The following is a 20,322-nucleotide window of genomic DNA, read 5'->3' as shown; positions in this document are numbered from 1 at the left end:
CCACCGACCCGACCGAAGCCGCCCGTACCGCGGCCGCGAGTGCCAAGAACACCGGCGCGGTCCGAACGGGCGCCGACCGCAAGCAGATTCATCTCGCCGCCCACTTCCCCGGGGTCAACAGCACCACCGTCTGGGCCGACCCCCGCTCCAGGTCGCAGATCGACTTCTCGTCCTTCGAGCATCTCGCACGGACCGCCGAGCGCGGGAAGTTCGACTTCTTCTTCCTCGCCGAAGGGCTGCGGCTGCGCGAACACAAGGGCCTGATCCACGATCTGGACGTGGTCGGCCGCCCCGAGTCGCTCACCGTGCTGAGCGCGCTGGCCGCCGTCACCGAGCGGCTCGGCCTCGCCGCCACCGTGAACGCCACCTTCAACGAGCCGTACGAACTGGCCCGCAGGCTCGCCAGCCTCGACCATCTCAGCGGGGGCCGGGCCGCCTGGAACGTGGTGACCTCGTCCGATGCCTTCACCGGGGAGAACTTCCGGCGCGGCGGCTATCTTGACCGCGCCGACCGCTACACCAGGGCCGCCGAGTTCGTCGCCACCGCCCGTGAGCTGTGGGACTCCTGGACGGACCCGGCGCCCGGCTCGCCGTACGGCACACCCCGGCCCTTCGCCCACTCGGGGCCGCAGTTCGAGATCGAGGGGGAGTTCACCGTCCCGCGCTCCCCGCAGGGGCATCCCGTGGTGATCCAGGCGGGCGACTCGGAGGAAGGCAGGGAGTTCGCCGCGTCGGCCGCCGACATCGTCTTCAGTCGGCACGGCACCCTGGAGGCGGGCCGCGCCTTCTACACCGACATCAAGGCCAGACTGGCGGCGTACGGCAGGAAGCCGGCCGACCTCAAGATCATGCCGGGGGTCACCTTCGTCCTCGGCGACAGCGACGCGGAGGCGCAGGAGCGGGCCGCCGGGATCCGCAGACAGCAGGTCTCCCCGCAGAACGCGATCCTCGCGCTGGAGCAGGTCTGGGGGCGTGACCTCTCGGCGTACGACCCGGACGGGCCGCTGCCCGCGATCGACCCCGACCCGGACTCCGGGCTGGTCCAGGGCCGGGTCAGGGTCGCGGACCCGCTGAAGGCCGCGGCCACCTGGCGGGCGCTGTCCGAGGCGAAGGGGCTCTCGATCCGGCAGACCGTCATCGAGACCACGGCCCGGCAGTCCTTCATCGGCACCCCGGAGACCGTGGCGGCGACGCTCGACACCTTCGTCCAGACGGACGCGGCGGACGGTTTCATCCTCGTACCGCATCTCACGCCGGGCGGTCTCGACGACTTCGTCGACCAGGTCGTACCGCTGCTCCAGGAGCGCGGGGTCTTCCGCGCGGAGTACGAGGGCGGCACGCTCCGGTCGCATCTGGGGCTTCCCGAACCGGTACGGAAGGGCTGACCGGCACCGCGGGCCGACCCCGTCGCCGTACTCGCGCCGAGGCCAAAAGCCGCCCTTGCGCGGTGAGTTGGGGCCGCTGATACTCCCGAGCAGCGCCGACCGGGGCGCGGGCCGTCCCGTCCGTACGGACGGCCGTGCCGGTCGCGCCTCACGGGCCCGTACCCGATGGAGGGCCCCCGATTCCCCCGGGAGGGACGCCAAGTGAGGATCAAGCGCACCATCCGCCGCGCGGGCGGGCTCAGACGCACTCGTACGCTCGCCGTCGTCACCGGACTGCTCGCCGCCGTGGCGCTCGCGATCCCCGCCGCGAGCGCGCACACCGCCGGTGACCGGCCCGGCGCGGGGGCGTCCGCCGCCGCGGACGCGGTGCTGGCCGCCGGGGTGGCGGGCACCGCCTGGTACGCGGACCCCGCTACCGGCGAGGTCGTCGTCACCGCGGACCGTACCGTCTCCGCCGGGGAGATCACCGCGATCGAGCGGGCCGCGGGTCCTCACGCGGGCACCCTGCGGTTCGAGCGCACAGCCGGCACACTGGCCCCGCACCTCTCCGGCGGCGACGCCATCTACTCCGGGGGCGCGCGCTGCGCGGCCGGGTTCAATGTCGTCAGCGGCAGTACCTACTACTTCGTGACGGCGGGACACTGCACGAGCGGCACCTCCACCTGGTACGCGAACTCCTCGGGGACCACACTCCTCGGCACCACCGCCGGAACCACCTTCCCCAGCCGCGACTTCGGCCTCGTCCGGTACACCAACCCCTCGGTGCCCGTCCCCGGCACGGTCGGTACAGCCGACATCACCGGCGCGGGCAATGCCACGGTCGGAATGTCCGTCACCCTCCGCGGGCCGGTCGGCGGGGTCCGCACCGGTGTGGTGACCAGCCTCAACAACACCGTCAACTACGGTGGCGGGCAGATCGTTTCGGGGCTGATCGCCACCAACATCTGCAGCTATCCCGGCGAGAGCGGTGCGCCTCTCTACTCGGGGAGCATCGCGATCGGTGTGCTCTCGGGCGGATCGGGGAACTGCTCCAGCGGCGGCACGTCGTACTTCCAGCCGATCATCCCGGCCCTGAACGCGTACGGGGTGAGCGTGTACTGACGGGCGCTGTTCCGGTGTCCTCGCGCCCGGACGCGCCCCCGCGCCGCGTCCTCACGCGCCGGACGGACCGCTGCCCCGTGACCTCAATCCCCGGACCGGCTGATTTTCCGGGCCGCTCTGAGACACTGTCGGAGTGGTCGGCCGCAGAAGGACCGGGGGCTGTGGGCAGTGAAACGTATCGGAGTGACCGGTCACCGGAACATCCCCGCCGAGGCCTACGCCCATATCCGGGCCGCCATCCAGTCCGTACTCCACGGCCAGAGAGGCTCGTTGGAGGCGCTCTCCAGTCTGGCCGCCGGCGCGGACCAGCTCTTCGCGGTGCTCGCGCTCGACCGGGGCGCCCGGCTCACCGTCGTCATTCCCAGCGGTGACTACGAGGACGGCTTCGACGACCCGGCCGAACTCGACGGCTACCGGCGGCTCAGGGACCGCGCGGCGGCGGAGGTACGGATGGCCTTCCCGCACTCCACCGACGAGGCCTACTACGCGGCGGGCACCTATATCGCGGACCACTGCGACCGGCTGCTGGCGGTGTGGGACGGCCTTCCGGCCCGAGGCCTCGGCGGTACGGGGGACATCGTGCGTTACGCGCGGGAGCAGGGGAAGCCGGTGACGGTGATCTGGTGCGAGGGCGTCAAGCGCGCCTGAACCGGCCGGCGCGCGCGACAGCCCTTGGCGGGCCCAAGGCGGGAGGGCCCGTATCAGCCGGAGCCTCAACTGCGGTGGCGCACCAGCCAGTCGGTGTGCTGCGGCGAGACGATGCGCTCGGTCTCGTACACCGCGCTGGACCACTGCTCCTCGGCCACCATCGTTTCCATCGCGGTGTGCATCGCCGCCAGATCCTCCTCGACCAGCGAGTGTGCGGAGATCAGAGGCTGGTGCCGGCGGATCTCGCTCCACGCCAGACAGGCGGCGGCCGACGCCGACAACACCCCCAGTACGGACGAGGATTCGGTGACCGAGAAGGTCCGCAGCGTGGCCAGGACCAGCGCCAGCAGGGTCAGCAGGGAGATGGTGACCGACCAGAGTGTGGTGGCGCGGCGCGAGACCACCGTTCTGCGGTGGTACCAGTTGCGCTGCTCGATCAGCCGGTCCCTGACATACGTCTCTTTACGGATGGTGTACGGCTTCTCGCGCAGCAGCCGCATGGGACCGGTGATCAGCTCTCCCACCGGACCCAGCACCCCCGTGACACTGCGTCCGCCGCCCGTGTCGTCGCGCGGGTCCTCCCAGCCGACCTTCTTCAGCTCCTGGAGCCCCGCCTCCATCCGCTCGGTGAACAGCCCCGCCGGGTCGGCGGCGCCGGAGTCGAAGGGCGCGCCATGGACGGCGTACCGCCAGGACAGCGACTTGATGAACTCCGCGGCGGAGCGGTTGAGTTGCCAATGCGACTTTGCTCGCTGCCCCGCGGAGCGGAAGGTGAGCAGAAGCACACCCGCGTAGGCCAACGAGCTGAGTGCGCCGACGAGTTGGAACGAGCCCCCCAGCAACCCCCGCCAGGGCAGCGCCGCCAGGGCCGCGCCCAGTACGAGCAGCAGCAACTGGAGGCGGGTCGCCCTGATGGCCTCCCGCTGCCGCGCGATGGCGATGGCGTCCGCGTGATGGAAGAGAACCGGCAGATCAGCGTTTCGGAAGACCATGCTGTGCAGTGGTCCGCGTAACTCGGCCATGCGCGCCCCCGTCTGCTGTTTTGTTGTCACCCAATAGGCGGAACGGTGTGTTCCGCACCGCCCCGTGAATTCCTCGCAACGCTTTCGTCTCGGCCCCACGCGCCGATTTGCCGCTCGGGCTCACGAGAGTAAAGTCGAGCCGCTGACACTGCAACGGTGCGGTGTCTCCTCTTCGGACCACATCATCAAGGACGGCCGTCGTGACTCACCAGACCTCTGTCACCTTCGCCACTGCGAAGAAGAACCGGACCCCCCTCGCAGAGATCGACGTACGCGACGCCGGTGTCGCCAAGAAGCTTGGACGCGTACTGCCCATGCCCACCGACCGCACCGCGCGCGTTTCGAGCTTCAATTCTGCCCTCTAGACCTGGGCAATGACGCTCCAACGACGTTCTACACTCCCCCAACGACGTTCTAGACTGGGGTAATGACAGGACCCCTGGTCCCCTTTCGCGAGATCGTTCTGAAGGTTCACAGCAGGTGTGATCTTGCCTGTGACCACTGCTATATCTACGAGCACGCCGATCAGAGCTGGCGCACCCGCCCCAGGACAATCTCTGACGAGGCGATCTCATGGACGGCTCTGCGACTGGCGGAGCACGCCAAGGCCCATGCTCTGCCCTCCGTGTCAGTGATCCTGCACGGAGGGGAGCCGCTGCTGGCGGGGCCGGCGCGGTTACGGCGTGTCTGTGAGGAGCTGACCAGGGCTCTCGACGGAGTCGCCGCACTCGATCTGCGGATCCATACGAACGGCCTCCAGCTCAGCCCCCGCTATCTCGACCTCTTCGAGGAGTTCGGGGTGCGGGTGGGAATCTCCCTCGACGGCGACCGCGCCGCCAATGACCGTCACCGCCGCTTCGCGGACGGCCGCAGCAGCCACCCCCAGGTCCTCAAGGCCGTCGGCCTGCTGCGCCAGGAGCGCTACCGCCCGCTCGATCTCGGACTGCTCTGCACCGTCGATGCGGCCAATGACCCGGTCGCGGTGTACGACGCGCTGGCCGCCCTCGACCCGCCGCGCATCGACTTCCTGCTGCCGCACGCCACCTGGGACGAGCCGCCGCCGCGCCCCGACGGATCGCCCACCGCGTACGCCGACTGGCTGCTCACCGTCTTCGACCGCTGGGACGCCCAGGGCCGGCCCATGCCCGTACGGCTCTTCGAGTCGGTGCTCTCCACCCTGAGCGGCGGCCCCAGCCTCACCGAGTCGCTGGGCCTCGCCCCCACCGATCTGGTCGTGGTGGAGACCGATGGCGCGCTGGAGCAGGTCGACTCCCTCAAGAGCGCCTACGAGGGCGCGGCGGCCACCGGCTTCGATGTCTTCTCGCACTCCTTCGACGAGGTCGCCGCGCACCCCGGGGTACGGACCCGGCAGCTCGGGCTCGCGGGGGTGAGCGAGACCTGCCGGAAGTGCCCGGTCGTACGGTCCTGCGGCGGCGGTCTCTATACGCACCGCTACCGCTCGGAACCGGCCGAGGCGGGCACCGGAGCCCCGGGCGGCTTCGACAACACCTCCGTCTACTGCGCCGATCTGGAGGCGCTGATCCGCGGGATCGAGTCCCGTACGGCCGCCGCCTCGGTCTCGCCCGCCCTCGCCGACACCGGTGAACTGCTGGTCGCCCAGGAGGAGCTGACCCGTTCGCTGCTGGCCGGGCTGCACGCCGAACTCGGCGGGAGGGGCGGCGAGGAATGGCAGGAGGCCTGGGAGCTGGCGGGCGCCGTCGAGCAGCGCTCGGACGGGCTCGACGAGGTGCTGGCCCACCCCTACACCCGTACCTGGCTGATCGACGCCGTGGCAGCCCTGCGCGAGGAGCGGCCCGGCGCGCTCGCCACCGCGCTCCGGCTGCCCGCGTATGTGGCCGCCGCGGTCGTCCGGGGCCGTCTGGATCTGCCCGTACGGGTCGGCCTCACCGACGGCGTACTCCATCTGCCGACCCTCGGCACCCTCCGGACGGGCGCCGGCGGCGAGGCCGAAGTCCGCGCCGCGGAACAGGGCTTCCTGGTCCGCACCCCCACCGCCGAGCTGCTCGTCGGACGCCCCGGCGAGGCCACCCCGTACTGGCGCCCGGTCCGGCACCTCCGCCGTGATGGGGCGCCCGCCCTCGCGCTGGACGATCTCGACCCGTACCGCGACTGCTTCGGCGCCCCCGTCCATCCCGGGCTCGGGGACGACGAGGCGGCCGGCTGGAGCGACCGGCTCGCGGCGGCCTGGCGTCTGCTCGGCGAGCGAGTCCCCGGGCAGACCGCCGAGGCCGAGGGCACCCTGTCCACCCTGACGCCCCTCCGCTCCGGAGCGCCCGTGCCCGGCCGCCACGGCTACGGCGCGCTGGGCGTCCCCGTGGAGGGCAGCGCCGAAGAGCTGGCGCCCGCGCTGCTGCGGGGTCTGCGCCGGGCCCGGCTGCGGGCGCTGACCGAGGTCACCGACCTGTACGCGCTGGACGGCGAATGGCTCAGGCCCGCCCCCTGGCAGGAGGAGCCGCTGCCCCTGTCGGCGCTGCTGGCGGGCGCGTACGAAAGGGTGGGGCTCGCCGCGTACGACCCCCGCCACCGCGACCAGGCACGCCGCGCCCTGGACACGCTTCAGGACGCGGCCGAACTCACCGTCGGCGGGAAGAGCCTGCTGGCCGTACTCAGGGAAGAGGCCGACCGTGGCTGAGACGACGACCGCCGGCCTGGCCGGTGAACTGGCGGAGCTGGGAGTGACGGAGGGGATGACCCTCCTCGTCCACGCGTCCCTGCACGGCACGGGACTGGACCCCGACGTCCTCCGTACGGCCCTGCTGACCGCGCTCGGCACGGAAGGCACCCTGGTCGTGCCCGCCTTCACCGAGGAGAACTCCGACACCTCCTCGGCCCACTACGCGCAGATCCAGGGCATGACCCGCAGGCAGGCCGCGGCCTTCCGGGCGCGGATGCCCGCCTTCGACGCGCTGACCACGCCCTGCACGGCGATGGGCCGGCTGGCCGAGTCCGTACGTACCGCTCCCGGGGCCGTCCGCAGCGCGCACCCGCAGTCCTCCTTCGCCGCCATCGGACGGCGGGCCGCGGAACTGCTCGCCTTCCATCCCCTGCACAGCCATCTCGGCGAGGACTCACCGCTCGGCGCGCTCGTCCGGGCGGAGGCGCGGGTGCTGATGGTGAATGTGGGGTTCGAGGCGTGTACGGCATTCCATCTCGCCGAATACCGCACCGGTGCGGCCATGCGCTCCTATCACTGTGTGGTGAAAGGGCCGGACAATGGCGCGCGGTGGGTGGAATATGAGGATGTCAACCTTGACGACAGTGATTTCGAGGCGATCGGCGCGTCATTCCCCTGGGGTCTGGAACGGAAGGGACAGCTCGGCGGAGCAGCCGCGAGGTCGTTCGCGATCACGGACGCCGTCGACCACGCCGAGTCGTGGATGACTGAAAAGCGGCGCTGATTGACCGAACGGCATGGGGAGGAAGCGGGCTCGGTTCCGGAAGGATTGGTTCGCTCGTCTCTGTATCCTGCATGGATTTCCTGGAGATGAGTGCTCACACAGGACGGGGGTCGTGTGCAAGCGTCATCGCAGCAGCGAGCGGCTGACCATCGGCCGTATTTCTTTCTCAGTTACGCCCATACGCCGAGGGACGGCAGGGGGGGACCGGATCCCGACATGTGGGTCGAGCGGCTCTTCCGGGATCTGTGCGCCCATGTGATGGCCATGACGGATCTGCCGGCCGGGGCGCAGGCGGGGTTCATCGACCGGGAGATGCGTTCGGGGGAGGGCTGGTCGGAGCGGCTGGCCGAAGTGCTGGCCACCTGCCGGGTGTTCGTGCCGCTGTTCTCGCCGCGCTACTTCGCAAGCGAGATGTGCGGCAAGGAGTGGTTCGCCTTCGCCCAGCGGGTCATCTATGAACAGGCCAAGAGCAATCGCGCGGCGGAGGCGATCGTGCCGGCGCTGTGGGTGCCGGTGCCGCCCCGGCAACTGCCGGGCCCCGCCGAGCGATTGCAGTTCAACCACCGTGACTTCGGGGACCGCTATGTCACCGACGGGCTCTACGGTCTGATCAAACTCCGCATATTCGCGGAGGAGTACGAACGGGCCGTCTACGAACTCGCCAAACGCATCGTCAGTGTCGCGGACACCGCAGCCGTCAGCCCGGGCCGCCCGGTCGACTACCGGAACGTGCCCAGCGCTTTCGGTACGAGCGGCGGGCCGCGCCCGATGCAGGTCACCGTGGCCGCGCCCACCCGCCACGATCTCCCGGCGGGCAGAACTCCGCACTACTACGGGGGCATGGCCCAGGACTGGAATCCGTACCACCCCGATTCCGTACGGCCGCTGGCCTATGTGGCGCGGGATCTGGTGCGCTCCCTCAACTACCAGGCCGACATCATCTCGTTCGACGAGGTGCCCGTACCGCAGGACGGCGGCAAACAGTCGCCCACCCGGCCGGAGATCCTGCTGGTCGACCGGTGGGCGCTGCGTGACGAGGAACAGCGCGAGCGGCTCGCCGCCTTCGACGCCGAACACCGGCCCTGGGTGAGCGTCGTCGTGCCGTGGAACCGCGACGACCAGCAGAGCAGGGCCGCCGAGGCCGAGCTGAGCGGTGAGCTGGAGCGGACCATGCCCAAGAAGATGGGCCAGGGCCGGGCCGCCTGCCGGGCCGCCGCCAAGGGCGTCCCCAGCATGGAGGCGTTCGGCCAGCTCCTGCCGCAGGTGGTCGAGGCGGCGGCCCAGCAGTATCTGAGACACGCGGCGGTCTATCCGCCCGCCGGCGGCAGCCACACCGAACGGCCGCGGCTGCGCGGCCCGATGGCGGCCGAGTACGCGACGACGCACTACATACCCGAGACGCACGACCTGGCGCCCGATGCGGAGGACACGGATGACCGAACGTCGTGACGGACGCATCGTCACCTTCTACTCGTACAAGGGCGGTACGGGCCGCACCATGGCCCTGGCCAACACGGCGTGGATCCTCGCCGCCAACGGACAGCGGGTCCTCGCTGTCGACTGGGACCTGGAGGCACCCGGTCTGCACCGGTTCTTCCACCCCTTCCTGGACCCCTCCACCCTCGGTGCCACCACCGGTGTCATCGATCTGATCACCGAGTACGCCTGGGCCGCGACCAGCCCGGTGGAGCGCCCCGACGACTGGCACCGTGACTACGCGCGTATCCAGCCGCACGCCGTCTCGCTCGCACCGGAGAGCCTGGGCTGGGAGTTCCCCGAGGGCGGCACGCTCGACTTCGTCTCCGCGGGCCGGCAGAACCGCGAGTACTCCGCGACCGTCTCCACCTTCGACTGGGACAACTTCTACGACCGGCTCGGCGGTGGTCACTTCTTCGACGCCCTGCGCGACGACATGAAGGCGCACTACGACTATGTCCTCATCGACAGCAGGACCGGGCTGAGCGACATCGCCGACATCTGCACCGTCCATCTGCCCGATGTCCTCGTCGACTGCTTCACCCTCAGCGACCAGTCCATCGACGGCGCCGCCGCGGTGGCCCGCCAGATCGACGAGCGGTACGGCGGGCGCGGGATCCGGATCTTCCCCGTACCGATGCGGATCGACGAGGGGGAGAAGGAGAAGGCCGACGCGGGGCGGGCGCTGGCCCGGTTCAAGTTCGACCGGTTCCCCGACGGGCTCAGCGGGGAGGAACTCACCGCCTACTGGGGCGCGGTGGAGATTCCGTACCGCCCCTACTACGCGTACGAGGAGACCCTCGCGACCTTCGGCGACGAGGCCGGGCTCAGCAACTCGCTGCTCTCCGCCTTCGAGCGGCTGACCACCTATGTCACCGACGGCACCATCACCTCGATGCCCGCGGTCGCCGAGGAGACCAGGCTGCGGATCAGGGACGCCTTCACCCGCCGCAGGCCCGCGCAGCCCGCCGATCTCTTCCTCAGCTATGTGGCGGAGAACCGGATGTGGGCCGACTGGACCGAGTCGGTGCTCACCCGGGCCGGCTTCCGGGTCGTCCCCCGCGATGTCTCGGCCAGTCCGTCGGGCGCCGACTCGGCCGCCGAGAACGCGGGCCGTACGGTCGTGCTGCTCTCCACCGCCTATCTCAAGTCCGCGCGGGCCGTGGAGGTGTGGTCGCGCGCCGCGTCCGAGGACCCGGGCGGGGCGCGGCGCAGGCTGGTGCCGCTGCGGGTCGGCGATGTGCGGCTCACCACCCCGTACATCGACCGCAACCCCGTCGACCTCTTCCGGCTGGACGAGGCGCACGCCACCACCGCGCTGCTGCGCGCGCTGGACCGTCCCGGACCGCTCACCGACGCGGTCGCGCCGGGCCCGCGCTTCCCCGGCACCGTGCCCAAGATCTGGAACGCGCCGGCCCGCAACCCCGGCTTCACCGGGCGCTCCCTCGTCCTGGAGCGGATGCGCGACCAGCTCGGCGGCGGAATGGCGGTGGTGCTGCCGCAGCCGCAGACCCTGTACGGACTCGGCGGGATCGGCAAGACCCAGGTGGCGCTGGAGTACGTCCACCGCTTCATGGCCGACTACGACCTGGTGTGGTGGATCTCGGCCGAGCAGACCGCCGATGTGGTGGCGGGCCTCGCCGAACTGGCCGTACGGCTCGGGGCCCAGGGCGGCGACGACATGGCCGCCGCGTCCCAGGAGGCCGTCGATCTGCTGCGGCGCGGGGTGCCCTCGTCGCGCTGGCTGCTGGTCTTCGACAACGCCGACGACCCCGAGCAGCTCCAGCGGTTCTTCCCGCCGGGCGGCCCCGGGCATGTGCTGGTCACCTCGCGCAACCAGAGCTGGTCGCAGTACGGCGACGCGCTGCCCGTCGATGTCTTCCTGCGCGAGGAGTCCGTCGAGCACCTCCAGCGGCGCGCGCCCGGGCTCTCCGCCGAGGACGCCGACAAGGTGGCCACCGCCGTCGGAGATCTGCCGCTCGCCGTCGAGCAGGCGGCGGCCTGGATCGGGGAGACCGCGACCCCCGTCGCCGAATATCTGGACCAGCTCGCCCAGCAGGCCCCCAGTGTGCTGGCGCTCAACCAGCCGGTGGGCTATCCGGAGCCGGTCGCCGCGACCTGGAACATCTCCATCGAGCGGCTCAAGGACCGGTCGCCCGCGGCCGTACGGCTGCTCCAGCTCTGCGCCTTCTTCGCCCCCGAGCCGATCTCCGCGAACCTCCTCTACAGCAAGGAGATGATCGAGGCGCTCAAGCCGTACGACGTCTCGCTCCAGGAGACCCTTGTCCTCGGCCGGGTCATCCGGGAGATCGGCCGGTTCGCGCTGGCCAAGGTGGACCAGGTCGGCAACAGCATCCAGGTGCACCGGCTGGTCCAGGCGATCATCAGGGCGCAGCTCAGCGAGGAGGAGCAGCGCGACGCCCGGCACGCGGTCCACCGGATCCTCGCGGGCGCCAGGCCCGACGGCGACGAGCCGATCGACAACCCCGCCACCTGGGACCGGTTCGCCACCATCTGGCCGCATCTCGCCACCTCCGAGGCCAGCCTCTGCAAGCGGCCCGAGACCCGCCGGCTGATGATCGACCGGGTGCGCTACCTCTGGAAGCGCGGCGATCTGATGGCCGCCTCCGAGGTCGCCAACGAACTGCGCGAGAGCTGGCGCGAGATGCTCGGCAACGACGATCCGCAGTATCTGTATCTGCGCTTCCACCTCTCCAACATCTTCCGCTCGCAGGGCCGTTACGTGGAGGCGCGCGAGCTGGACGAGGAGACCCTGGCCCGGCAGCGCACGGTCCTGGGGCCGACCCATCCGCACACGTACATGACCACCAGCGGACTCGCCATGGACCTGGGCACCCTCGGCGAGTACGCCAAGGCGCTGGACCTGGCGAAGGAGGCGCACGAGGGGTTCAGCGGGATCTTCCACGACTCCCATCCCAGGACCCTGGCCGCCGCCAACAACCGGGCGCTGAACCTGCGGATGGTCGGGCGGTACGCGCAGGCGCGCGAGATGGACCAGGACGTCTTCGACCGGCGCACCGAGGTGCTCGGCCCGGAGCATCCGTACACCCTCTCCTCCGCCACCAGCCTGGCGCGCGATCTGCGCGAGATCGGCCGGTACGAGGACTCGGTCGCGCTGCTCAGCCGGACGTACGCCCTCTACAAGGAGCAGCTCGGCCGGGCCTTCCCCGGCACCCTGGCCGCGGCCAAGAGCCTCGCCGTGTCGCTGCGCAGGGCCGACCAGCTGGAGGACGCGCGGCGGCTGACCACGGCCACCCGCAACCGCTACCGGGCCAAGTACGGCTCCGAGGCCAACCCGGACTCGCTCGCCTGCGATCTGAACCTGGCGGCCGACCACTTCGCCGCGGGGGAGCCGGTGGCGGCCAGGGATCTGGCGCAGGAGGTCGTCGACCAGTATCTGCGGGTGCCGGGCCAGCGGCATCCGTACACCCTCGCCGCGGTCAACAACCTCGGTGTCTACCACTGGGGTTGTGGGGCCCCGGAGCTGGCGGAGCAGTTGCTCCAGGGCGCTCTGCGGACCATGCGGGAGGTGCTGGGGGACGACCATCCGCACACGCTGTTCTGCACGGTCGGGCTCGCCAACGCCATGGCGGACCTGGGCGAGCTGGACGAGGCGCTGGTCACCGAGCGCAGCGCGGTGGCGGGGCTGCGGGTGGCGCTGGGCGCGCACCACCCCGAGACGCTCGCGGTCGCCTCCAACATGTGTGTGACGCTGGGGGCGCTGGGGCGCAAGGACGAGGCGGTGCTGCTGCGCCTGGAGACCGTCGAGGAGCTGACCAGGCTGCTCGGGGAGGAGCACACGCTGACCCGGTACGCGCGGGACGACCGGAGGGTGTACCGGGACCTGGAGCCGCTGGCGGTGTGAGCGCGGCTCCAGGCCTCATCCGGCTGCTGGACGCTCAGTCCTCCAGCAGCCAGGTGAGGATACGGGGGAGTGCGTGCAGGGCGTCGAAGTGCGCGGCGGCCGGTTCCAGGACGACCGTCGCGCCCGGAATGCGCTCCCCCAGCCAGCGCGAGTGGCCGACCGGCGAGAAGACGTCCTTCTCGCCGTGCCACAGCAGCACCGGACCCTTGATGGCGGCCGGGTCGAACCCCCACGGGCCGCAGAACGCGAGGGCGTCGTCGATCCAGCCGTACGCCGAACCCCGCAGCGCCTCCTGGTAGTTGCGCAGCAGCATCGTTCTGACCCCGGCGTCCGACACCACCATGCGGTCGGAGTCCGTCAGCTCCCCGCGCAGCTCGTCCAGCAGCCGCACCGGGTCCTCCCTGATGGCGTCCGCGCGCGGGATGAGCCGCGCGGCCATGCTGTCCGGATCCCTCGACGCGGTGCTGTACTCCAGCACGTTGAAGGCGGTCATGCCCTCGAACCAGTCGAGCCCGGGCGCGTCCCGCGGAGCGAGGGTGACCAGCGCCGCGGTCCTGGTCACCCGGTCGGGCATCAGCGCGGCGCAGGCCAGGGCGTGCGGAGCGCCGCCCGAGCGGCCCGCGACGGCGAACCGCTCAAGCCCGAGGGCGTCGGCGATCGTCGCCACGTCCTGGGCCACATCGGCGACACTGCGCCCCTCCAGCCGGTCCGAACCGCCGTATCCCGGGCGGTCGTAGGCGATGAGCTGCATCCCCCGCTGGTACAGGACCATGCCGCGCGGGGCGGGCCCGAGCCTGCTGCCCGGTGTGCCGTGCAGCAGGAATACCGGTCTGCCGCGCGGATCCCCCAGACGCTCCACCATCAGATGCCGCCCGTCCGCCGCGCGCACCCGACGTCGCAACCTCCGCTCCTTTCGTCGTAGGTGCCCCCCCACGAGAGATGCGTGCCCTCTGCGCGAGAAGCCCGGTCCCTGCCGATTGTCCCGGTCCCGGGCCGATTGCATAAGGCCAATCCTGCACAAGGCCGATCCGCGGCCCTCCGGGGGCGGATTCAGGACAGGACTAGTCCTCACCCGCTGATGACAAGGGAGTTGCAGCGGGTGTTCGCGAATGGAACGGGCACCCTCTGACCTCGGGCCGTCGGCAGGCCCGTGCCCGGGCGGACCTGCCATCCGCCCGGCCTGAAACCGGCCTTGTGTGCTGTTGGCCGGTCTCGGAATAGTGGGCGGCTCATCCTCCGTGCCGGGTCACCCCACTTGCCCCTGGCACGGTCCCCCCACAGGAGGCCGACATTGAAACACCGGCGTATATCCAGGAAGCGCGCGACGATGGCGGGCGGTGCCGTGGTGGCGCTGGCCGTCGCGGCCGTGACCTTCCAGACTGCGAACGCCAGTGAGGAAACACCCACGTTCACGGTCAAGTCCCTGACGGCCGTCGCGGCCGGAAATCTCGCTTCGACTCTCGGCAAGGACCTGGGCGGCGACGCGGCCGGTTCGTACTACGACGCCACGTCCCGCGCCCTGGTGATGAATGTCGTCGACGAGCGGGCGGCGGAGACCGTGCGCCAGGCCGGCGGCAAGGCCAGACTGGTCCAGAACTCGCTGGCCGAGCTGAAGAGCGCCCGGCAGACCCTCGCGGACCGGGCGGCCGTCCCCGGCACGTCCTGGGCGCTCGACCCGGTGACCAACAAGGTGGTCGTCACGGCCGACCGTACGGTCACGGGCGAGGCCTGGGACCAGCTCAGCGGAGTGGTGGAAGGGCTCGGCGGCAAGGCCGAACTCAGGAAGACGGCAGGGGAGTTCAAACCCTTCGTCGCCGGCGGCGACGCCATCACGGGCGGCGGCGGGCGCTGCTCGCTCGGCTTCAACGTGGTCAAGGACGGCGCGCCGTACTTCCTGACTGCCGGGCACTGCACCGAGGCCATCCAGACCTGGTCCGACGCGCAGGGCAACGAGATCGGGACCAACGAGGGGTCCAGCTTCCCGGGCGACGACTACGGACTGGTCCGGTACACCGCCGATGTCGCGCACCCGAGCGAGGTCAATCTGTACAACGGCTCCAGCCAGCCGATCACCCAGGCGGGCGAGGCGACGGTCGGCCAGCAGGTGACCCGCAGCGGCTCCACCACCCAGGTGCACGACGGACAGGTCACCGGGCTCGACGCCACCGTGAACTACGGCAACGGCGACATCGTCGACGGGCTCATCCAGACCTCGGTCTGCGCGGAGCCGGGCGACAGCGGCGGCTCGCTCTTCGCGGGCGACACCGCGCTCGGGCTGACCTCGGGCGGGAGCGGCAACTGCTCCTCGGGCGGGGTGACCTTCTTCCAGCCGGTGACGGAGGCGCTCACCGTGTTCGGCGCGCAGATCGGCTGACCGACCGGTCGGCCTGCCTGCGCCGCCGGACCGGCCGGCCGTGGCAGGCCCCGCACGAACCGGAAGGGTCCGGACCGCCGAGAGAGGTCCGGGCCCTTCCTCTCGTTCATCCACTCGCACGAACGTTCGAAACTTGGTCTATGGTGGGGGACGGGGAGGTGAGAAGCGGATGATCCAGGAGGTGCGATGCCCGGGTTCACGCATCTGCACACCGTCTCCGGGTTCTCCCTGCGGTACGGGGCCTCCCACCCGGAACGGCTGGCCGAGCGCGCTGCCGAGCGGGGCATGGACGCCCTTGCCCTGACCGACCGCGACACCCTCGCGGGCGCGGTCCGCTTCGCCGGGGCCTGCGAGGCCGCGGGGATACGGCCGCTCTTCGGGGCGGAGCTGGCGGTGGCCGAGGCGCCGGGCGCACGGGCGCGGGAGCAGAGCCCCACCGAGCGCCGGCGCACCCCCGTGCGCGGCGGCGCCTTCATCGACGAGTCCGCGCCCCGTGTGGTCTTCCTCGCGCGGGGCGGCGCGGCCGGCTGGGCCCAGCTCTGCCGGCTCGTCTCCACCGCGCACGCCGCCGGGGACGCCGGACCGCTGCTGCCCTGGCAGGACAACCACGGCGCGGATCTCACCGTCCTGCTCGGACCCGGCTCCGAGACCGGTCGGGCCCTCGCGGCCGGCCGCCCCGACCGGGCCGCCCGGCTGCTGGCGCCCTGGCGCGAGATCTACGGCGACGCGCTCCGGCTCGAAGTCGTGTACCACGGGCGTACGGGCACGGGCCCCGGCTCGCTGCGGCACGCCGCCCGTACCCTCGGTTTCGCCGCCGAGCAGGGCGTACGCCCGGTGCTCAGCAACGCCGTACGGTACGCCGACGCCGGACAGGGCCCGGTCGCCGATGTCCTCGACTCGGCCCGCCGGCTGGTCCCCATCGACCCGCGCAGAGGCCTGGACAGCGGGGAGCGCTGGCTCAAGGACCCGGCCGCGATGGCCCGTACCGCCGGGCTGGTCACCGAGGCCGCCGGTTTCGGGCGTACCACCGCGCACCGGCTGCTGGCGCTGACCGAGGAGACCGCCGCGGACTGTCTGGTCGACCCCGAGGACGATCTGGGCCTGGGCACCGTGCACTTCCCCGAGCCCCGGCTGGTCGGCGCGGAACGCCGTACGGCCGGGCGGGTCCTGCGCTCGCGGTGCGTCGCCGGGATGGTGCTGCGCGGCTACGACCGGCGCCCCGGCCACCGGACGTACTGGAGCAGGATGGACGTGGAGCTGCGCACGATCGAGGAGCTGGGCTTCGCCCCGTACTTCCTCACCGTGGCGCAGGTCGTCGACGATGTACGGGGGATGGGCGTCCGGGTCGCCGCGCGCGGCTCCGGCGCCGGGTCGCTGGTCAACCACCTGCTGGGGATCGCGCATGCCGATCCGATCGAGCACGGCCTTCTGATGGAACGTTTCCTCTCCACCCGGCGCCCGTCCGGACTGCCCGATATCGACATCGATGTGGAGTCGGCCCGGCGGCTGGAGGTCTACCGCGGGATCCTCGACCGCTTCGGCCCCGAGCGGGTCGCGGCCGTCGCCATGCCCGAGACCTACCGGGTGCGCCATGCCGTACGGGATGTGGGCGCGGCCCTGTCCATGGACCCGGCCGAGATCGACCGGATCGCCAAGTCCTTCCCGCACATCCGCGCCCGGGACGCCCGCGCGGCGATGGACGAGCTGCCGGAGCTGCGGGAACTGGCGGGAGAGCGGGAGAAGCATGGGCGGCTCTGGGAGCTGGTGGAGGCGCTGGACGCGCTGCCGCGCGGGATCGCCATGCACCCGTGCGGGGTGCTGCTCTCGGACGCCTCCCTGCTGCGCCGTACCCCCGTGGTGCCGACCAGCGGCGAGCACTTCCCGATGTCCCAGTTCGACAAGGACGATGTCGAGAAGCTGGGGCTGCTCAAGCTCGATGTGCTGGGTGTACGGATGCAGTCGGCGATGGCGCACGCGGTCGCGGAGATCGAACGGGCCACCGGGGAGCGGGTGGACATCGACGATCCGCGGCAGGTCCCCGAGGGCGATCCGGCGACCTACCGGCTCATCCGCTCCGCCGAGACCCTGGGCTGCTTCCAGATCGAGTCGCCGGGCCAGCGCGATCTGGTCGGCAGGCTCCAGCCCGCCACCTTCCACGATCTGGTGGTCGACATCTCGCTCTTCCGTCCGGGACCCGTGGCGGCCGACATGGTGCGCCCGTTCATCGAGGCCAGACACGGCCGGGCGCCCGTCCGGTATCCGCACCCGGATCTGGAGGAACCGCTGCGCGAGACCTACGGGGTGGTCGTCTTCCACGAGCAGATCATCCGGATGGTGGACATCATGACGGGCTGCGGCCGGGAGGAGGCGGACAAGGTGCGGCGAGGGCTCTCCGACCCCGAGTCCCAGGGCCGGATCCGGATCTGGTTCGAGCGGGAGACCCGGCGCAGGGGATACACCCCCGAAGTCATCGCGCGTACCTGGGAGATCGTCGAGGCCTTCGGCTCGTACGGCTTCTGCAAGGCGCACGCCGTCGCCTTCGCCGTACCGACCTATCAGTCGGCCTGGCTCAAGGCGCACCATCCGGCCGCCTTCTACGCCGGGCTGCTCACCCATGACCCGGGGATGTACCCCAAGCGGCTGCTGCTGGCGGACGCGCGGCGGCGCGGGGTGCCGGTGCTGCCGCTGGATGTGAACCGGTCGTCGGCCACTCATCGGATCGAACTGGTGTCCGATAAGGGGACGTTGAAGGATGGGGCGTTGAAGGACGGGGAGCCGGAGGGCGGGAAATGGGGGCTCCGGCTGGCGCTCTCCGATGTCCATGGCATCAGCGAGGCGGAGACGGCCAGGATCGAGGCGGGACAGCCCTACTCCTCGCTGCTGGACTTCTGGCAGCGGGCCAGGCCCTCCCGGCCCGTCGCCGACCGGCTCGCGCAGGTGGGCGCGCTGGACCGGTTCGGCGCCAACCGGCGCGATCTGCTGCTGCATCTCGCCGAACTGCACGGAGCACAGCGGAGATACGGCACCTACGGCGATCAGCTCCCGCTCGACGGAGGGCGGCGGACCGCCGCCGCGGGGCTGCCCGACCTGGACGGAACGGAACGCCTCAGCGCCGAGCTGGGCGTCCTCGGCATGGATGTCTCCCACCATCTGATGGAGGACCACTACGCGTTCCTGAAGGAGCTGGGGGCGGTGTCGGCCAAGCGGCTGCGGGACGTACCGCACGGCAGGACCGTCCTGGTCGCGGGCGCCAAGGCGGCGACCCAGACCCCGCCGGTCCGCTCCGGCCAGCGGGTCATCTTCACCACCCTGGACGACGGTACGGGCCTGGTCGACCTGGCCTTCTTCGGCGACAGCCAGGACGCGTGCGCGCACACCGTCTTCCACTCCTGGCTGCTGCTGGTACGCGGAGTGGTGCAGCGGCGCGGGCCGCGCAGCCTGAGCGTGGTGGGCGCGGCGGCCTGGGATCTGGCGGAGCTGGTGGAGCTGCGGAGGGAAGGGGGCCTGGACGCGGTCGCCGCCGCGCTGGACGCGCCGCAGCCACGGGACCGGGACACCACCCCGGCCGACTCGGGCCGGCGCATCCAACTGCCCACCGGCTACGCGATGAACCCCTGGGCCGACCTCAAACCGCCCGGCGAGGGCCTGCCCACCGGACGGAAGCTGTGGCACTCCAGCCCGGGGAGCGCGGGATGATCCTCTGTGTACGGCTCGGGCGCAGGCGCCTGGGGCAGGCCGAGCCGGACCCAGGCCCTGTCCGGCCGGTCTTCGCGGGCCCGGAACGCCTGGCACGGCACCTCGCGGCGTTGTCGGAGTCGCCCGAGTACGTCCAGGCCATCCACAACGCCGATCCGCCGCCTTGCGATGCTCCCCCGTGGCCTGAACGGCACGGGAGGGACCCCCTCCACCAGCCGCCCCGGGCTGATCCGCGAAGACCAACCGGACAGGACCTGGCGGGGCTGCTCGGGCTGATCGAGGACATCAGCCCGGTCGCCCAGGCCCTGCCGCCGGACACCGCGCTCGTCGATGTGCGGGGCGCGGAACGGTACTTCGGGCAGGACGCCGCCGGGATCGCCGCCCTTCTGCGGGTACGGGCGCTCGCGCACCTCGGGGCCGGGTGCGCGATCGGGGTGGCCGCCACCCCGATGCTGGCGCGGATGGCCGCGCGTGACGCCGAGCCGGGGACGACGCTGGTGGTGGCCGACGACAAGCGCGCGGTCGAACGGTTCCTGGGCCCCAGACCGGTCACCGACCTGCCCGGGACCGGCGCCGCGACGGCCCGCGCGCTCCGCTCGTACGGCATCACCACCGTCGGCGGGGCCGCCGCCGTACCGCTGTCGACGCTCCAGCGGATCGCCGGGGTGCGCGCCGGGCGCGAACTGTACGAGAAGGCGCACGGCGTGGACCGTACAAAAGTCGCCCCGAACGCCGCCGCGCGCTCCCTCACCGCCGAACGGACCTTCTCCCGCGACGAGTTGGACCGGGCACTGCACCGGCGCGCGCTGCTCTCGATCACCGAGGAACTGGGCGCCCGGCTGCGCGGCACGGCCCAGGTGTGCCGCTCCCTGACCCTCACTGTCCGGTACGCGGACCACTCCACCACCACCCGCACCCGCACCCTCCCCGAACCGACCGCCCACTCCCCGGCCCTCACCGCCACCGTCTACCGGACGCACGAATCACTCGCCCTGCAACGGGCACGGGTGCGGGCTCTCTCCGTACGGGCAGAAGGCCTGCTTCCGTACGAACACGCCACCCGCCAGCTCTCGTTGGATCCGGTGGACGACCGGGCCCGGCGGATCGAGGCGGTCACGGATCTGGCCCGCGCGAAGTTCGGTCCGGGGGCGATCGTGCCGGGGCGGCTGGCCGCGTAGCCGATACGGCTGTCTGTAGCCGGTACGGCTGTCTGAGGCATCCGCGCAAGAGGGCCGCGCATTTTTTACTGACGCGTAACTTCCCTTTTTCGGCCTACCCGTGCGTAACTTTTGGCAGTGCCACCATCTTTGTGGTC

At 71.4% G+C, this 20,322-nt stretch carries 13 protein-coding genes; 11 read left to right on the top strand and 2 right to left on the bottom strand.

Annotated features, from left to right (window positions below; translation table 11 throughout):
* The first annotated feature begins 86 nt into the window (after positions 1 to 86).
* The 3 genes from ACFU9P_RS33525 (at position 87) to ACFU9P_RS33515 (ending at position 3,134) form a co-directional block, all read left to right on the top strand.
* Positions 87 to 1,385 (top strand): NtaA/DmoA family FMN-dependent monooxygenase, encoded by a 1,299-nt coding sequence (locus ACFU9P_RS33525; RefSeq protein WP_384088406.1) that lies wholly within the window; start codon positions 87 to 89, stop codon positions 1,383 to 1,385.
* Between the two features lie 201 nt (positions 1,386 to 1,586).
* Positions 1,587 to 2,486, top strand: a complete 900-nt coding sequence (locus ACFU9P_RS33520; RefSeq protein WP_384088319.1) for a S1 family peptidase — start codon at positions 1,587 to 1,589, stop codon at positions 2,484 to 2,486.
* A 168-nt stretch (positions 2,487 to 2,654) separates the two neighbouring features.
* The gene (locus ACFU9P_RS33515) at positions 2,655 to 3,134 is read left to right on the top strand and encodes a hypothetical protein (protein ID WP_376383325.1); all 480 of its coding nucleotides are present in this window, start codon (positions 2,655 to 2,657) and stop codon (positions 3,132 to 3,134) included.
* A gap of 65 nt (positions 3,135 to 3,199) precedes the next feature.
* Here the strand turns inward: ACFU9P_RS33515 and ACFU9P_RS33510 are convergent, their stop codons facing one another.
* Positions 3,200 to 4,126 (bottom strand): DUF4231 domain-containing protein, encoded by a 927-nt coding sequence (locus tag ACFU9P_RS33510; protein ID WP_384088316.1) that lies wholly within the window; start codon positions 4,124 to 4,126, stop codon positions 3,200 to 3,202.
* Between the two features lie 230 nt (positions 4,127 to 4,356).
* Between ACFU9P_RS33510 and ACFU9P_RS33505 the strand changes: the two genes are divergently transcribed.
* From ACFU9P_RS33505 to fxsT, 5 genes are all read left to right on the top strand, one after another.
* Positions 4,357 to 4,521: an FXSXX-COOH protein gene (locus tag ACFU9P_RS33505; protein ID WP_376383323.1), complete on the top strand. Its 165-nt coding sequence runs from the start codon at positions 4,357 to 4,359 to the stop codon at positions 4,519 to 4,521.
* 62 nt (positions 4,522 to 4,583) lie between these two features.
* A complete protein-coding gene (gene fxsBH / locus ACFU9P_RS33500; RefSeq protein WP_384088313.1) occupies positions 4,584 to 6,809 on the top strand; it encodes a radical SAM/SPASM protein FxsBH, inactivated beta-hydroxylase extension form in 2,226 nt (741 codons plus the stop codon).
* Positions 6,810 to 6,864: 55 nt separating this feature from the next.
* On the top strand, positions 6,865 to 7,575 hold the full coding sequence (locus ACFU9P_RS33495; RefSeq protein ID WP_376383406.1) for an AAC(3) family N-acetyltransferase: 711 nt from the start codon (positions 6,865 to 6,867) through the stop codon (positions 7,573 to 7,575).
* A 90-nt stretch (positions 7,576 to 7,665) separates the two neighbouring features.
* Positions 7,666 to 9,024, top strand: coding sequence for an FxsC protein (fsxC, locus tag ACFU9P_RS33490; RefSeq protein WP_384088310.1), 1,359 nt, complete (start codon positions 7,666 to 7,668; stop codon positions 9,022 to 9,024).
* Positions 9,008 to 12,937 carry an FxSxx-COOH system tetratricopeptide repeat protein gene (fxsT, locus tag ACFU9P_RS33485; protein WP_376383317.1) on the top strand — a complete coding sequence of 1,310 codons (3,930 nt, stop codon included), beginning with the start codon at positions 9,008 to 9,010 and terminating at the stop codon, positions 12,935 to 12,937. Before fsxC ends, fxsT begins: the two co-directional genes overlap by 17 nt.
* Before the next feature lie 34 nt (positions 12,938 to 12,971).
* On the opposite strand, the gene ACFU9P_RS33480 is transcribed toward fxsT, so the two are convergent.
* The gene (locus ACFU9P_RS33480; RefSeq protein ID WP_376383315.1) at positions 12,972 to 13,838 is read right to left on the bottom strand and encodes an alpha/beta fold hydrolase; all 867 of its coding nucleotides are present in this window, start codon (positions 13,836 to 13,838) and stop codon (positions 12,972 to 12,974) included.
* 390 nt (positions 13,839 to 14,228) lie between these two features.
* Here ACFU9P_RS33480 and ACFU9P_RS33475 point away from each other — a divergent pair, with 390 nt between their 5' ends.
* The 3 genes from ACFU9P_RS33475 to ACFU9P_RS33465 all read left to right on the top strand — a co-directional run bounded on the left by ACFU9P_RS33475 (position 14,229) and on the right by ACFU9P_RS33465 (position 20,185).
* Positions 14,229 to 15,311 (top strand): S1 family peptidase, encoded by a 1,083-nt coding sequence (locus ACFU9P_RS33475; RefSeq protein WP_384088306.1) that lies wholly within the window; start codon positions 14,229 to 14,231, stop codon positions 15,309 to 15,311.
* A 186-nt stretch (positions 15,312 to 15,497) separates the two neighbouring features.
* Positions 15,498 to 19,007 carry a DNA polymerase III subunit alpha gene (locus ACFU9P_RS33470; protein ID WP_384088303.1) on the top strand — a complete coding sequence of 1,170 codons (3,510 nt, stop codon included), beginning with the start codon at positions 15,498 to 15,500 and terminating at the stop codon, positions 19,005 to 19,007.
* Complete coding sequence (locus ACFU9P_RS33465) at positions 18,977 to 20,185, top strand: hypothetical protein (protein ID WP_384088301.1); 1,209 nt, start codon at positions 18,977 to 18,979, stop codon at positions 20,183 to 20,185. Before ACFU9P_RS33470 ends, ACFU9P_RS33465 begins: the two co-directional genes overlap by 31 nt.
* Positions 20,186 to 20,322: the final 137 nt, after the last annotated feature.

This window comes from Streptomyces sp. NPDC057617 (genome assembly GCF_042800555.1).
Lineage (GTDB): Bacteria > Actinomycetota > Actinomycetes > Streptomycetales > Streptomycetaceae > Streptomyces.
This window is presented reverse-complemented; position numbering and strand designations above follow the sequence as displayed.

Excerpts from the sequence above, each read along its gene's own strand:
- ACFU9P_RS33495 (WP_376383406.1), top strand. The coding sequence starts at position 6,865 with ATGACCCTCCTCGTCCACGCGTCCCTGCACGGCACGGGACTGGACCCC.
- fxsBH (WP_384088313.1), top strand. The coding sequence starts at position 4,584 with ATGACAGGACCCCTGGTCCCCTTTCGCGAGATCGTTCTGAAGGTTCAC.
- ACFU9P_RS33470 (WP_384088303.1), top strand. The coding sequence starts at position 15,498 with ATGCCCGGGTTCACGCATCTGCACACCGTCTCCGGGTTCTCCCTGCGG.
- fxsT (WP_376383317.1), top strand. The coding sequence starts at position 9,008 with ATGACCGAACGTCGTGACGGACGCATCGTCACCTTCTACTCGTACAAG.
- ACFU9P_RS33510 (WP_384088316.1), bottom strand. The coding sequence starts at position 4,126 with ATGGTCTTCCGAAACGCTGATCTGCCGGTTCTCTTCCATCACGCGGAC.